The following is a 12,609-nucleotide window of genomic DNA, read 5'->3' on the forward strand; positions in this document are numbered from 1 at the left end:
CGGCCTTTCGCTTCGTTCCGGACGCGGGCTAGGGGAGGGCCCGTTTCGGCGCGCGCCGGGGGAGCCCGGCCGCGTTCACCCAGCGCTGCGCCGGGCGCTCGACCAGATGGTAGAGCGCGATCGAGGCGAGGAGCACGAGCAGCAGGAATCCGCCGACCAGCGGCCAGGGTACGGCATGCTCGTTCTCGACAAAGGCGAGCTTGAAGGCGAACCAGAGGAGATAATGGGAGAGATAGGTCGCGTAGCTGATCTCGCCCAGATAATGGATCCAGCCCGCCTCGAGCGGATTGCCGCGGCGCGCGGCGGTGAGCCCCAGGGCGAGCAGCAGGGCGGCGAAAGCGGCGGGCGCGGCGAAGGTCTCGGGCAGGCCGAGTGCCCAGCCGATGCCCAGAGCGAACGCGAGCCCGAAGCCGGCCAGCGCGGGGAGGCGCCAATGGTCGCGCCAGCGCAGCCACAGCGCGGCGATCGCAGTGCCGGCGGCGAACTCGATCACGCAGCGGACCAGGCCCAGGCTGGTGATTTCCTGGCCGAGCGCCCAGGCGCCGCGGCTGGCGAAGATCGCATGGAGCAGGCCGAGCAGCGCGGCGATGGCGGCGATCACCGCCCAGCTCGGCACGCGGCGCCAGTCGATCGCAAGGGCGAGCAGCGGGAAGAGCAGATAGGCGCCCAGCTCGCAGGAGATCGACCAGGCGGGATCGTTCCAGGTCAGATGCTCGGTGAAGCCCCAGTTCTGGAGCAGCAGCACATGGAGCGGCAGCTCGTGCCAGGGGAACTGGTCGCTGCCCCGGCCGGTGAGTTCCAGCGCCGCCGCGATCGCCACGCCCACTCCGAGCATGAACAGGTGGAGCGGCCAGACCCGGGCGACCCGGCGCCGCAGGAAGCCGGGGATCGCCGCCGGCCCGCCGGCGCGGACGCGCTCGCTCCAGGTCATCCAGATGACGAAGCCGGAGAGCAGGAAGAAGAAGTCGACCGCCAGATAGCCCTTGGCGAGCAGGTGCAGCTCCGGATCGGGCAGGCCCAGCGCGAAGCGGATGTGGAAGAACACCACGAACCAGGCCGCGATGCCGCGGACGCTGGTCAGGGCCCTGAGCTCCCCCTTGACCTGTTCCCCCTTGGTCTGTTCCCCCTTCATGCCAGTGCCGGCCTTGCCTTGCGCAGCGGCCGCCAGCGCGCTTCCTCGCGCTTGCGGGCCATATAGGTGTCGAGCCCGATCTGTGCCCCGATCAGCATGTAGACGAAGGGCTGGAACGCGATGGCGATGAAGGTGGCGCCGAGCATGTAGACGATGTGCGCGGTCTGCAGCGCCGAGGCGAGCGGGGCGACCCATTCCTGGCCGGGCTCGGGCTTCTTGTAGCGCTGGCGCAGCACTTCCATGCGGAAGATGCCGAGCAGGTTGATCGTCAGCCACAGCGCCAGGCCGGGATAGCCCTGTTCGCCGAGCATCTCGAAATAGGCGCTGTGATAGGCGCGGGCCTTGTCCACCTCGAGGCTGCGGTCGACGGTCGCCTGGCCGGCACCGTCGTTCTCCACCGCCACCTTCTCGTAGCGGATATGGTTCTGGCGATAGGCTTCGAACCCGCCGCCCATCGGATGGGTCTTGGCATAGTCGATGGTCCATTGCCACACGGCAAGGCGCGTGGAGGCCGAGGCGTCCGCCTTGTAGGTCTTGATCGTGCCCATGCGCTCGGTGAAGGCCGAGGGCAGGAAGGGCACGGCGACGAGGCCGAGACAGCCCAGCGCGGCCAGATAGACGAACTTGCGCTTGGTATCGCGGAGCATCAGCAGCGCGACCAGGCCGATGCAAAGCAGGCCGGTGCGCGTCGAGGTGCCGATCGGGATCAGCAGGCAGGCGAAGATCAGCGCGACGCAGAACGCCTTCACTTTCCAGTCCGGCGGGAAGATCGTGCCGAAGCGCATGAACCAAATGATCAACGGGACGATCGCGATCGCCACGGTGGAGATGGTCGAGCCTTCGTAGAGGCCCGAATTGTTGGCGACCATCAGGTTGAGCTCGCCATAGCCGCCGCCCGAGCCGAGCGTCTTGATGCCCCCGACGATGATGATCGAGGCGGCGGAGAGGATCATGAAGAGCAGCAGGCTCTCGATGCGCAGCTTGGTGCGCAGCGTCAGCGGCAGGAAGGCGGCGAAGGCGAGCGCCTTCCAGACCCAGTCCCATTTGTCGAGCGCCTCGACTTTGAAGTCGGCATTCTTGGTCGTGTAGAAGCAATAGGCGAGGAGGAGGACGATCATCAGCTGGCGCGGGGCCACCCGCACGTCCTTCTTGTCGTCGATCGCCAGCCAGCCGAGCACCGACAGGCCCACTGCGATCAGCGAGATCGGCACCGAATTGAGCAGGAGATAGGTGAGCCGCTGCGGTGAGACGATGTCGATATAGGCGTAGACGAGCACGAAGAGGAACGGCTTGCGGAAGCCCATCCCGAAAAAGGCCAGCAGGAAGGCGACGAAGACGAGATCACGCACCGGGCTTGCCCCATCGGCTGGGCTTGGCCTTGGACGGCTGGTCGTCGGGGCCGGGTTCGTGGTCGAGATCGGGGCGGCGCAGCAGCAGGAAGGCCGCGAGCAGCATCAGCCCGTGCGAGATCGCGAGCGATAGATTGTCAATCATGTGCCCGTCGGCGCTCCTGCTTGTCGGGCCGGTGTAGCGGGATGCGGTTGACGCGGCGTTAAGTGCTCGCATGGCATGGGAGCCCCCATGCGGATCCTCCACATCCTCGATCACGGCCTGCCGCTCCACAGCGGCTATACCTTCCGGACGCGGGCGATCCTGAAGGCGCAGATGGCGCGCGGCTGGGACGTCGCCGCGGTGACCAGTCCGCGCCATGGCAAGTTCGACACCGACGAGGAGACGATCGACGGTATCCGCTTCTATCGGACGCCGCGCGTCAATTCCGGGCCGCCGGTGATCGGCGAACTGCGCGAGGTCGCGGCGTTCGCCAGGCGGATCGAAGCGGTGGCGCGCCATTGGCGGCCGGACGTGCTCCATGCCCATTCGCCGGTGCTGGGCGCGATGGCGGCCCAGCGCGTGGCGGACAAGCTCGGCCTGCCGCTGGTCTATGAGATCCGCGCCTTCTGGGAGGACGCGGCCGTGGGCAACGGCACGGGGACCGAAGGCAGCTGGAAATACCGGGCGACGCGCTGGCTGGAAACCCGGGCGGTGCGCAAGGCCGATGCCGTCGCGGTGATCTGCGAGGGGCTGAAGAACGACCTGGTCGCCCGTGGCGGGATCGATCCGGGCAAGATCATGATTTCGCCCAACGGCGTGGATCTGGGCGTGTTCGGCGAACCCCTGCCTTACGACCGGGCCTTGGCGAAGGAGCTGGGGATCGACGGTGCCGAGACGATCGGTTTCATCGGCAGCTTCTACGATTATGAGGGGCTCGACGTGCTGATCGAGGCGATGCCGGCACTGGTCGCCGCGCGGCCGAAGATGCACCTGGTGCTCGTCGGCGGCGGGCCGTGCGACCCGGCGCTGACGGCGCAGGCGGCAGCGTCGCCCGTCGCCGATCGCATCCATTTCGTCGGCCGGGTGCCGCACCAGCAGGTCGAGCGTTACTACAGCGTGATCGACGTGCTGGTCTATCCGCGCAAGCATATGCGCCTCACCGACCTGGTGACGCCGCTGAAGCCGCTCGAGGCCATGGCCCAGCGCCGGCTGGTCGCTGCGTCCGACGTGGGCGGGCATCGCGAGCTGATCCGCGATGGCGACACCGGGACGCTCTTCAAGCCCGACGATCCCATGGCGCTCGCACAGGCCGTGGCCCGGCTGTTCGCCGAGCGCGACGGATGGGATGCGCGGCGCGAGCGTGGCCGAGCCTTTGTCGAGGCGGAGCGCAACTGGGCGAGGAATGTCGGGCGTTATGACTCCGTTTACCAAAGACTCGCCAAAGTCGGGGCCATGGAAGACTCGTGGTCGCACACGCCCATGGTGAGCGCATGAACCTGCCGCTGGCGCCGTTGATCGCCGCGGTCGCGGGGGGGCTCGCCGCGCTTGGCGTGGCGATGATCCCCGTGCCTGCGCTCGAGGCGCTGGTGATGGATTCCGGCCTTCCCTCCATCCTCGCCGCGGCCGAGCCGCCGCTGGGCGCCACTGCCCGCCTCGCGGTGGCGCTGGGCACCGGCGCGTTCGTCGGCGCCTTCATGTGGCTCTCGGCCTTCATTCTGCTCGGCTCGCGCGGGCTGACCATCGGCGAGGCGGAGGATATCGCGCTCGATCCGGAAGAAGTGCCGCTGCCGGTGCTCCGCCGCGCCGATGCGCATCCCGACGCGCCGCCGCGCCCGCCGCTGCTCGCCACGCGCGACCTGGGCCGGCCGTTCCTCGAGATTCGCGCCGCAACGCCCGCGCCGCCGGCGCCCGCGCCGGAGGACGAGCATATCGATTTCGACGCGATCTTCCCGCCGCGCGCGATCACGCCGCCCAAGGCGCCGGAGCCGGTGGCACAGGCGCCCGAGCCCGTTGTGGTGCCGCTCGCGCCGGTGGAGGTCGCCGCGCCCGAGCCTGTGATCGCGGTACCGGAAGTTTCCGAAGCCTATCCCGAGCCGGCCGCGATTGCCGCTCCCGAGCCGATCGCCGAGGCGCCGGAAGGTCGCGAAAGCCGCGATGTCCACGCGCGGGCACGCCAGCCGCTCGCCGAGCAGGAATTGCCGGTCGATTTCGACCAGCCGCTCTCCGCCTTCGATCCGCAGGCCATTCCGGCCGTGCCCAAGCCCGCGCCGGTGCCGCTCGCCCCGCTACGCCGCGCGCCGCGCCCGTCGATCTTCGACGAGAGCGAGCGGTTCGAGATATTCGAACTGACGCCGGCGGTGCGCCGCCATGTGCCGGAACCCGCGGCCGAAGCCCCGGTGCTGCCGCCCAGGGGCGAGCGGATCGTGCGGCCGGAAACCGATGCCTCGATCCACGCGCTGCTCGAACGGCTCGAGCGCGGGGTAGCCGACAAGGGCCTGGCGCCCGCGACCCCGCCGACGTCGAAGCAGCATGAACGCGGACTGGAAGAGGCTCTGGTCACGCTGCGCAACCTGGCGCGCCGGACGGCTTGATACCGCGCCGGATCGTCTCTTTCGTCATCCGCGCGCGCCGGGATGACGGATCCCGGGTGAGCGCTCACCGCCCTTCCTCCACCGTCAGCACTTCGAGCGAGATCGTCACCCGATCGCCCGCGCGGCGGACATGATCGACTACCAGGTCCGCCACCAGGTGGCGGCGCAGGCGCAGTTCCGCATCGGGCAGGTCGGCGATCCAGGCGTCGAGCGCGGCCGAGGGCGGGGCGGCGAGCGTGAGGAGGTGGCGCGCGCCGGTAAAGGTGGCGCTGGCCCATCGCGTCCAATCCGATGCGACCAGCGCGGCGGGGCAGCCCGCCGCTTCCGCACTCGCCTCCAGCGCTCGGCGCAACAGCGCTTCCGCATCGGGGCCGCGGCTCATTGCCCGGCCTCGCCCTGCCGGGGCTGCGCCGGTTGCTGGGCGGCCAGGAACGCCTCGACTCGCGCGACGATGCGCGGGCCGGGTTCGCGACCGCGGCGCAGGTCGAGCACGAAGCGCGGGTCGCGCACTGCCAGCCGGCCGAACTTGGTGGGCGGCATGTCCGTCGCCCGAAGGAATTTCTCGATCTTGCGATGCACCGACATCCGCCTGTCTCCCGTCCGATTCGCTGAAGATCGTTCCTAATTTGTTCCGTATTTCCTACTTGTCTAGGAAAAATCCTACGGGTATGGAGATGTCATGGATCCGGAAGCGCAACGCGCCGCGCTGGAAGCGCTGATCGCGGAGAATGGCACGAGCCTTTCCGAGCTTTCGCGGCTGCTCGGGCGCAATCTGGCCTATCTTCAGCAATATGTGGTGCGCGGCACGCCGCGGCTGCTGGCCGAGGCGGACCGCGCGTTGCTGGCGCGCTATTTCGGGGTGCCCGAGGCGCGGCTGGGTGGGCCCGAGGTGGCCGGGATGGTCGCGGTGGCGCGGCTCGACGTGGGCGCCTCGGCGGGCCCTGGCGGCCTGGTCGAGGGCGAGGCGCGGCGGCGGCCGGGCAGCTTCTCGCCCGACGTGCTGCGCGCGCTGGGCGTGCGCGCCGAGGCCGCCTCGATGATCCGGGTGAAGGGCGATTCGATGGCGCCGACGCTGGAGGATGGCGACGAGATACTGGTCGATCGCGACCGGCGCCGTATCGAGGGGCGGGGCGGGGTGTTCGTGATCCGGCTCGACGGCGAACTGATGGTGAAGCGGCTGCGCACCGGAGTGGGCGGGATCGAAGTGATCTCGGACAATCCGGCCTGGGAAGCGCGGGTCGTGCCGGCGGCGCTGGTCGATGTGGTGGGGCGGGTGGCCTGGCTGGGCCGGGCGATCTGATCCTCTCCCTTCGGAGGAGGGGCCGGACTACCGCCCCGTCCGCATCCGATCGGCCAGCCACACCAGGATCAGCAGCGCGATGCCGACGCCCAGGCCGATGAGGAAGCCGAACGAAGCTTCGCCGCGGGCGATGCCGGCGAACACGCCGACGATCAGGCTGAGCGCGAGCAGGAAGCCGCCGGCCATCGGCGTCTTGGAGGGGGGCTTGGTCATGGCCGCTCCTCTGCCACGTCCCGGGCCGGGACGCCACCTGTGCCGAACCGGGGCAGGCGATACGGCATTTTCGGCATGGTTAGCGGAAATTCAGCATCATGTGGCGCGCGAAGCCGGGATTCCGCGGAACTGGCATGATGCGTGAGTGTCTGCGCGCATGAACATGATGCCTTATCTCGGCGATCGCCGCGAAATCGCCGACGCCAACGAACTCATCGCCCGATTCGGCGAGCTGGCCGGCAGCGAGGCCGCCGCGCTTGCCGATCGCAGCCGCGACCTTGGCAACCACATCCATTTCTGTCGCTGGCGCCAGATCGAGCGGCTGATCGTGCTGATGTCGGTCGGCCGGGCAGTGGGGACGGTGCACTGAGTGCATTCCCCTGCCCGGAAGGGCGGGGAGACGAAAGGGCACGGACCCGAAACCATCGCGCGGCGTTCCTCCAGCGATGAACACGCCCCAATTGCTCTCCGTCGGCGTGCTCGCCGGCATGATGCTGCTCTTCGTCTGGGGACGTTTCCGCTACGACATGGTCGCGGTGATCGCGCTGCTCGCGGCGCTGGCGCTGGGGATCGTTTCGCCCAAACAGGCCTTTACCGGCTTTTCCGACGACATCGTGATCATCGTGGCCAGCGCGCTCGTGCTTTCGGGGGCGGTGCAGCGCTCGGGCGTGATCGAGCGGGCGATGCTGGTGCTCCAGCGGCGCGTGACGCGGATCCGCTCGCAATTGCTGCTGCTCTGTGCCTCGGTCGGCTTCGCCTCCGCCCTGGTGAAGAATATCGGGGCGCTGGCGATGATGATGCCGGTCGCCTTCCAGATGGCCAAGCGCTCGAACATATCGCCGGCCGCCTATCTGATGCCGATGTCCTTCGCCTCGCTGCTCGGCGGGCTGATCACGCTGATCGGCACCTCGCCCAACATCATCGTCAGCCGGGTGCGCGAGGAGATGACCGGGCAGCCCTTCGGCATGTTCGACTATGCGCCGGTCGGGTTGGGGCTGACGTTGATGGGGCTGGTCTTCCTGCGCTTCGCCTATCGGCTGCTGCCGCGCGATCGGCGGGCGGCACCGACGCTGGGCGAGGCGATCGACATCCAGGACTATGTGACCGAGGCCGAGATTCCCGCCGGATCGCCGGCCGTGGACGAAACCGTCGCCGCCTTTCGCGCGCGCCACGACGATGCAGTGAAGGTCACCGCGATCCTGCGCGCCGGCATCCGCGCGACGCCCTTCCCCGACACGGTGCTGCGGGCCGAGGACCTGCTGATCCTCACCGGCGCGCCCGACAGCCTGGAGCGGGTGATCGCCGGCGACCGGCTGGCGCTCGAGGGCTCGCAGCGCGAGCGGCCGGAGGGCGCCGAGGGCGAGCCGGGCGTGATCGAGGCAGTGATCGGCACCGAGAGCCCGCTGATCGGGCGCAGCGCCGGACGGCTGGGGCTGCACGAGCGCTTCGGCGTGAACCTGATCGCGGTCTCGCGCCAGGGCGAGCGGCTGGCGAGCCGGCTGGGCGCGATCGTGCTGCAGGCGGGCGACGTGATCGTGCTGCAGGGCCCGCTGGAGCTGCTGTTCGAGCGGCTGGGCGAGCTGGGCTGCCTGCCGCTCGCCCAGCGGACGCTGCGGCTGGGCAGCGCCCGCAAGGGGCTGCTGCCCGTCGCCATCCTGGCCGCGGCGATGGCGGCGACCGCGCTCGGCTATGTGCCGGTGGCGGTGGCCTTCTTCGCGGCTGCCGGGCTCACCATCCTGCTCGGCGCCTTGCCGGTGCGCGAGGCGTACGACCATATCGAATGGCCGATCCTGGTGATGCTGGGCGCGCTGATCCCGGTCTCCGATTCGCTGCGGACCACGGGGGCGAGCCAGATCATCGGCGACTGGCTGGGCCAGCTCGCCGCGACCCTGCCGCCCTGGGGCGCGGTGGCGCTGATCCTGGCGGCGGCGATGGCGGTGACGCCCTTCCTGAACAACGCCGCGACCGTGCTGGTCATGGCGCCGATCGCCGCGACCTTTGCCGGGCAGCTCGGCTATCGCCCCGAGGCGTTCCTGATGGCGACCGCGGTAGGCGCGGGCTGCGACTTCCTCACGCCGATCGGCCACCAGTGCAACACGCTGGTGATGGGGCCGGGGGGCTATCGGTTCGGCGATTATGCCCGGCTGGGCGCGCCGCTCTCGGTGTTGGTGCTGGCGGTGGGAACGCCGCTGATCCTATGGGTATGGCCGGTATTCTGACGGGAGTCGCACATATGGAACGGATGGCGCGGATCGAGCGGACGGGCGGGCCCGAGGTGATCGGGTGGAGCGATGTCGCGCTGGCCCCGCCGGGCCCCGGCGAAGTGCGGATGCGCAACACTGCGGTGGGACTCAATTTCATCGACACCTATCATCGCTCCGGCCTGTACCCGGTGCCGCTGCCGAGCGGGCTGGGCGGCGAGGCGGCGGGCGTGGTCGAGGCGGTGGGCGAAGGCGTGACCGACTTCGCGGCCGGCGACCGGGTGGCGACCTTCGGGCCGGGGCTGGGCGCCTATGCCACCGCGCGCAACGTGCCGGCGAAGATCCTGTTCGCGCTGCCCGACGACATCAGCGACGAGACGGCGGCGGCGGCCCTGCTCAAGGGCGGGACGGTGGAGTTCCTGGTCGAGCGCTGCGCCCGGGTCGAACCGGGCTGGACGGTGCTGGTCCATGCCGCGGCGGGCGGCGTGGGGCAGATCGCGGTGCGCTGGCTGAAGGCGATCGGCGCGACGGTGATCGCGACGGTGGGGCATGGCGACAAGGTGGCGCTGGCGCGCGGGGCGGGGGCGGACCATGTGCTGCTGGCGCGCGAGGACGACATTGCCGCGCGGGTGCGCGAGATCACCGGCGGCGCAGGCGTGGAAGTGGTGCTCGACGGCGTCGGCAAGGCGACCTGGGAGGCATCGCTGGCCTCTGCCCGGCGGCGCGGGCTGGTGGTGAGCTTCGGCAATGCCAGCGGGCCGGTGGAGGGCGTGGCGCTGGGCGCGCTGGCCCGGGCGGGCTCGCTCTACGTGACCCGGCCGACGATGTTCGACTATTATGTGACGCCCGAGGAGCGCGCCGCGGGCAGCGCCCGGCTGTTCCAGATGCTGCGCTCGGGCGCGGTGCGGGTGGACGTCAACCAGCGATTCGCGCTGGAGGACGCGGCCGAGGCGCACCGGGCGCTGGAGGCCGGGCAGACGACGGGATCGACGCTCCTGCTGCCCTGAGAAAGGGGAGGTCATGATGAAGCTGCAAGGCCTGGCGCCGTTGCTTCAGGTGTTCGACATGGCGGAATCGGTGGCATTCTATCGCGACGTGCTCGGCTTCGAGCTTGTCGAGCATTCGCCCGAGATCGAAGCGGCGGAGGGGCGCTATTTCCACTGGTGCTGGCTGCGCAATGGCGGGGGCGAGCTGATGCTCAACACGCTGCACGATGCGGGCGAGCGTCCGCCGGCGCGCGATCCGGCGCGGACGGCGCGGCTGGGCGACGATATCTGCCTGTATCTCGGCTGCGCGGACCTGGACGGCGCCTGGGCGGAACTTCAGGCCAGGGGCGTGGCATCGGCACGGGCGCCGGTGACGACGCCCTATGGCATGCGCCAGCTCTATCTTGCCGATCCCGATGGCTACGGCATCTGCCTGCAATGGAGGGCGTGAGATCCAGGCACGGCAAATGGCCGCCACCGTCATCCCCGCAAAGGCGGGACGACGGGGTTTGCGGATCGGGTCGCGACCCTAGATGCTGTTCGGATCGACGCGCTGCTGGATCGGGCGGCGCTCGACCCTTTCGGTGGTGGTGCGCGTCTCGGTCCGGCCGTTGCGGGTGATCGTCCAGGTGACGATGCGCGTGCGGCGGCTGACGGTGCCGGCCAGGTCGATCGTCACCTTGATCGTGCCCGAGACCTGGTCGCCCGCATGCGCCTTGCGGGCAGCGTCGAGGGTAAGTTCCTGCCCGCCGATCTCGGCTGCCGCGACATCGGCCCGGGCCAGTTCGTCGCGGATGGCGGCGGGGTCGACCGCCAGCTCGGCGGTGAAGCCCTTGCCGTCGGGCCTGGCCCTGAGCGGTGCGGGGCGCGCCGCCTGGGCATCGGCATAGGGGGCGCCGTCGACGAGCTTCAACTGGCCGATCGCAAAGGCATCCACCGTGCGCAGCGCCGTGTCGGGGTCGCACTCGATGCGAAAGGCGGTCCAGCCGGCAACCCAATGGCCGCACGCGGCGCGCGTCAGGTTGGCGTCCTTCAGCCATTTGTCGATGCGGGCCTCCAGCGCGGCGCGGTCGCGCAGCTGGAGCGCGCCGCCCTGGGGCTGGAACACGCGGACCGGGAAGGTCCAGTCGCCCCCCTGGCTGCCGGGCGGCAGGCCGTATTCGAGTTCGACCCCGGCCGGCGTCACCGCGACGATGCGCTCGATCAGTGCGTCGCTGTTCTGCGAGCTGCGCATCGTGCCGGGGCCGCGCTGCTCGACCAGGGTGGTGCGGACGAGCTGGAACTGGTCCCCGGCCTGCTGCGCCGCCGCAAAGGACGGCGCGAGCAGCCCGAAGGGGAGGAGGAAGGCCGCGCGCATCATGCCAGCGCGCCGACCATCGCCTTCACTTCCATGAACTCGGCCAGGCCGAACTTGCCGTGCTCGCGGCCATTGCCCGACTGCTTGTAGCCGCCAAAGGGCAGGTTCGGATCCGGCTGGCCGCCATTCACATAGACCATGCCGGCGCGCAGCTGCGGGGCGACGCGCTTCACGGCGTCGGCATCGCCGAAGACGACCGCGGACAGGCCGTAATCGGTGTCGTTGGCGATGCGGACCGCGTCTTCCTCATCCTCGTACGGGATGATCGTCACCACCGGCCCGAAAATTTCCTCCCGGGCGATCGTCATGTCGTTCCGCACGCCCGAGAAGAGCGTGGGACGGACGAAATAGCCGGTCTCGACTCCGTCCGGACGGCCGGGGCCGCCCGCCTCGAGCTTGGCGCCTTCCTCCATGCCGCGGGCGATCAGGCCCTGGACCTTCTCCCACTGGGCCTTGTTGACCAGCGGGCCGATATGGCGGCCCTCCTCGGCCGGATCGCCGGTGTGGGTGGCCTTCATCACTTCGGCGGCGGCGGCGGCGACCTGTTCCTGCATGCCCTTCGGCACGAGCAGGCGCGTGGGGGCGATGCAGCTCTGCCCCGAATTCATCAGCACGCTGAACAAGGTGGTCTGGACCGCGCGGCCGAGATCGGCACCTTCGAGCATCAGCGAGGGCGACTTGCCGCCCAGCTCCTGATGGACGCGCTTCACCGTTTCCGCCGCATTCTTGGCGACGAGCACGCCGGCACGGGTGGAGCCGGTGAAGCTCACCATGTCGACGCCCTTGTGGCGCGAGAGCGCGGTGCCGACGCCGGGGCCGTCGCCATTGACCAGGTTGAACACGCCCTTGGGCACGCCGGCGGCGGCGAGCACTTCGGCGAAGATCATCGCGCAGCGCGGCGCTTCCTCGCTGGGCTTGAGCACCATGGTGCAGCCGGCGGCGAGCGCCGGCGCCACCTTGGAGACGATCTGGTTGAGCGGCCAGTTCCAGGGCGTGATCATCGCGACGACGCCGATCGGTTCGTGCACGACCAGGCTGTTGCCGATCTGCTCCTCGAACCGGAACTCGCGCAGCGCGTTGGCGGCCGACATCAGGTGGCCGAGGCCGGAGCCGACCTGCGCGGTTCTGGCCAGGCTGATCGGGGCACCCATTTCCTGGCTGATCGCTTCGGCCATGTCGCCGGCGCGCGCCTTGTATTCTGCGAGGATCGCTTCGATCAGCGCCACCCGCTCGTCGACGCTGGTGCGCGAAAAGCTCTCAAAGGCCTTGCGCGCCGCGGCGACCGCCTGGTCGACATCCGCCGCGGAGCCGAGCGTGATCTCGGTGACGGCTTCCTCGGTGGCCGGGTTGATCACTTCGTGCCGGGTGCCGCCCTGGCTCTCGACCCATTCGCCCCCGATGAACTGCTTCAGATAGCTGCGCATCACTCGCCTCTCCAATTCTCGAAAACCCGGTATGGTGCTTAGATGGACAGTTGCCATTCGCAACGCAAGTGCG

The 12,609-nt window shown here is 69.7% G+C and carries 15 protein-coding genes; 7 read left to right on the forward strand and 8 right to left on the reverse strand.

What is annotated here, in order from left to right; translation table 11 throughout:
* Nucleotides 1–28: 28 nt before the first annotated feature.
* Genes BGP17_RS09385 through BGP17_RS09395 form a run of 3 tightly spaced genes read right to left on the reverse strand, consistent with a single transcriptional unit; the run spans nucleotide 29 to nucleotide 2,626 of the window.
* Nucleotides 29–1,132, reverse strand: a complete 1,104-nt coding sequence (locus BGP17_RS09385; RefSeq protein WP_286711786.1) for an acyltransferase family protein — start codon at nucleotides 1,130–1,132, stop codon at nucleotides 29–31.
* Nucleotides 1,129–2,481, reverse strand: coding sequence for a putative O-glycosylation ligase, exosortase A system-associated (locus BGP17_RS09390; protein WP_286711787.1), 1,353 nt, complete (start codon nucleotides 2,479–2,481; stop codon nucleotides 1,129–1,131). Before BGP17_RS09390 ends, BGP17_RS09385 begins: the two co-directional genes overlap by 4 nt.
* A complete protein-coding gene (locus BGP17_RS09395) occupies nucleotides 2,474–2,626 on the reverse strand; it encodes a hypothetical protein (RefSeq protein ID WP_167301045.1) in 153 nt (50 codons plus the stop codon). Before BGP17_RS09395 ends, BGP17_RS09390 begins: the two co-directional genes overlap by 8 nt.
* An 87-nt stretch (nucleotides 2,627–2,713) precedes the next feature.
* On the opposite strand from BGP17_RS09395, the gene BGP17_RS09400 reads away from it, so the two are divergent.
* Both BGP17_RS09400 and BGP17_RS09405 read left to right on the forward strand, forming a co-directional pair.
* A complete protein-coding gene (locus BGP17_RS09400) occupies nucleotides 2,714–3,958 on the forward strand; it encodes a TIGR04063 family PEP-CTERM/XrtA system glycosyltransferase (protein WP_286711788.1) in 1,245 nt (414 codons plus the stop codon).
* Nucleotides 3,955–5,055: a hypothetical protein gene (locus tag BGP17_RS09405; protein WP_286711789.1), complete on the forward strand. Its 1,101-nt coding sequence runs from the start codon at nucleotides 3,955–3,957 to the stop codon at nucleotides 5,053–5,055. Before BGP17_RS09400 ends, BGP17_RS09405 begins: the two co-directional genes overlap by 4 nt.
* 64 nt (nucleotides 5,056–5,119) lie before the next feature.
* On the opposite strand, the gene BGP17_RS09410 is transcribed toward BGP17_RS09405, so the two are convergent.
* Complete coding sequence (locus BGP17_RS09410; RefSeq protein ID WP_286711790.1) at nucleotides 5,120–5,437, reverse strand: hypothetical protein; 318 nt, start codon at nucleotides 5,435–5,437, stop codon at nucleotides 5,120–5,122.
* Nucleotides 5,434–5,640 (reverse strand): hypothetical protein, encoded by a 207-nt coding sequence (locus BGP17_RS09415; protein WP_286711791.1) that lies wholly within the window; start codon nucleotides 5,638–5,640, stop codon nucleotides 5,434–5,436. Before BGP17_RS09415 ends, BGP17_RS09410 begins: the two co-directional genes overlap by 4 nt.
* 94 nt (nucleotides 5,641–5,734) lie before the next feature.
* Here BGP17_RS09415 and BGP17_RS09420 point away from each other — a divergent pair, with 94 nt between their 5' ends.
* On the forward strand, nucleotides 5,735–6,355 hold the full coding sequence (locus BGP17_RS09420) for a S24 family peptidase (protein ID WP_286711792.1): 621 nt from the start codon (nucleotides 5,735–5,737) through the stop codon (nucleotides 6,353–6,355).
* A 27-nt stretch (nucleotides 6,356–6,382) separates the two neighbouring features.
* Here BGP17_RS09420 and BGP17_RS09425 read toward each other — a convergent pair whose 3' ends face one another.
* Nucleotides 6,383–6,568: a hypothetical protein gene (locus BGP17_RS09425; protein WP_167301039.1), complete on the reverse strand. Its 186-nt coding sequence runs from the start codon at nucleotides 6,566–6,568 to the stop codon at nucleotides 6,383–6,385.
* Between the two features lie 157 nt (nucleotides 6,569–6,725).
* Here BGP17_RS09425 and BGP17_RS09430 point away from each other — a divergent pair, with 157 nt between their 5' ends.
* The 4 genes from BGP17_RS09430 to BGP17_RS09445 all read left to right on the forward strand — a co-directional run bounded on the left by BGP17_RS09430 (nucleotide 6,726) and on the right by BGP17_RS09445 (nucleotide 10,206).
* A complete protein-coding gene (locus BGP17_RS09430; protein ID WP_208413739.1) occupies nucleotides 6,726–6,938 on the forward strand; it encodes a hypothetical protein in 213 nt (70 codons plus the stop codon).
* Nucleotides 6,939–7,014: 76 nt separating this feature from the next.
* On the forward strand, nucleotides 7,015–8,787 hold the full coding sequence (locus tag BGP17_RS09435) for an SLC13 family permease (RefSeq protein ID WP_286711793.1): 1,773 nt from the start codon (nucleotides 7,015–7,017) through the stop codon (nucleotides 8,785–8,787).
* 14 nt (nucleotides 8,788–8,801) lie between these two features.
* Nucleotides 8,802–9,776, forward strand: a complete 975-nt coding sequence (locus BGP17_RS09440; protein WP_167301037.1) for a quinone oxidoreductase family protein — start codon at nucleotides 8,802–8,804, stop codon at nucleotides 9,774–9,776.
* A gap of 16 nt (nucleotides 9,777–9,792) precedes the next feature.
* Complete coding sequence (locus tag BGP17_RS09445; RefSeq protein WP_286711794.1) at nucleotides 9,793–10,206, forward strand: VOC family protein; 414 nt, start codon at nucleotides 9,793–9,795, stop codon at nucleotides 10,204–10,206.
* A 78-nt stretch (nucleotides 10,207–10,284) separates the two neighbouring features.
* Here the strand turns inward: BGP17_RS09445 and BGP17_RS09450 are convergent, their stop codons facing one another.
* Together BGP17_RS09450 and BGP17_RS09455 are read right to left on the reverse strand one after the other, a co-directional pair.
* Entirely contained in the window at nucleotides 10,285–11,115 is an 831-nt protein-coding gene (locus BGP17_RS09450; protein WP_286711795.1) for a hypothetical protein, read from the reverse strand.
* Nucleotides 11,112–12,536 carry an aldehyde dehydrogenase family protein gene (locus BGP17_RS09455; RefSeq protein ID WP_286711796.1) on the reverse strand — a complete coding sequence of 475 codons (1,425 nt, stop codon included), beginning with the start codon at nucleotides 12,534–12,536 and terminating at the stop codon, nucleotides 11,112–11,114. Before BGP17_RS09455 ends, BGP17_RS09450 begins: the two co-directional genes overlap by 4 nt.
* Nucleotides 12,537–12,609: the final 73 nt, after the last annotated feature.

The organism is Sphingomonas sp. 67-41, assembly GCF_001899725.1.
In the GTDB taxonomy this organism is placed as follows: Bacteria; Pseudomonadota; Alphaproteobacteria; order Sphingomonadales; family Sphingomonadaceae; genus Sphingomonas; species Sphingomonas leidyi.

What these genes read in the sequence shown, in the direction of transcription:
- BGP17_RS09385 (WP_286711786.1), bottom strand. Translation starts at nt 1,132, where the DNA reads ATGAAGGGGGAACAGACCAAGGGGGAACAGGTCAAGGGGGAGCTCAGG.
- BGP17_RS09395 (WP_167301045.1), bottom strand. Translation starts at nt 2,626, where the DNA reads ATGATTGACAATCTATCGCTCGCGATCTCGCACGGGCTGATGCTGCTC.
- BGP17_RS09400 (WP_286711788.1), top strand. Translation starts at nt 2,714, where the DNA reads ATGCGGATCCTCCACATCCTCGATCACGGCCTGCCGCTCCACAGCGGC.
- BGP17_RS09405 (WP_286711789.1), top strand. Translation starts at nt 3,955, where the DNA reads ATGAACCTGCCGCTGGCGCCGTTGATCGCCGCGGTCGCGGGGGGGCTC.
- BGP17_RS09410 (WP_286711790.1), bottom strand. Translation starts at nt 5,437, where the DNA reads ATGAGCCGCGGCCCCGATGCGGAAGCGCTGTTGCGCCGAGCGCTGGAG.
- BGP17_RS09415 (WP_286711791.1), bottom strand. Translation starts at nt 5,640, where the DNA reads ATGTCGGTGCATCGCAAGATCGAGAAATTCCTTCGGGCGACGGACATG.
- BGP17_RS09420 (WP_286711792.1), top strand. Translation starts at nt 5,735, where the DNA reads ATGGATCCGGAAGCGCAACGCGCCGCGCTGGAAGCGCTGATCGCGGAG.
- BGP17_RS09425 (WP_167301039.1), bottom strand. Translation starts at nt 6,568, where the DNA reads ATGACCAAGCCCCCCTCCAAGACGCCGATGGCCGGCGGCTTCCTGCTC.
- BGP17_RS09430 (WP_208413739.1), top strand. Translation starts at nt 6,726, where the DNA reads ATGAACATGATGCCTTATCTCGGCGATCGCCGCGAAATCGCCGACGCC.
- BGP17_RS09435 (WP_286711793.1), top strand. Translation starts at nt 7,015, where the DNA reads ATGAACACGCCCCAATTGCTCTCCGTCGGCGTGCTCGCCGGCATGATG.
- BGP17_RS09440 (WP_167301037.1), top strand. Translation starts at nt 8,802, where the DNA reads ATGGAACGGATGGCGCGGATCGAGCGGACGGGCGGGCCCGAGGTGATC.
- BGP17_RS09445 (WP_286711794.1), top strand. Translation starts at nt 9,793, where the DNA reads ATGAAGCTGCAAGGCCTGGCGCCGTTGCTTCAGGTGTTCGACATGGCG.
- BGP17_RS09450 (WP_286711795.1), bottom strand. Translation starts at nt 11,115, where the DNA reads ATGATGCGCGCGGCCTTCCTCCTCCCCTTCGGGCTGCTCGCGCCGTCC.
- BGP17_RS09455 (WP_286711796.1), bottom strand. Translation starts at nt 12,536, where the DNA reads ATGCGCAGCTATCTGAAGCAGTTCATCGGGGGCGAATGGGTCGAGAGC.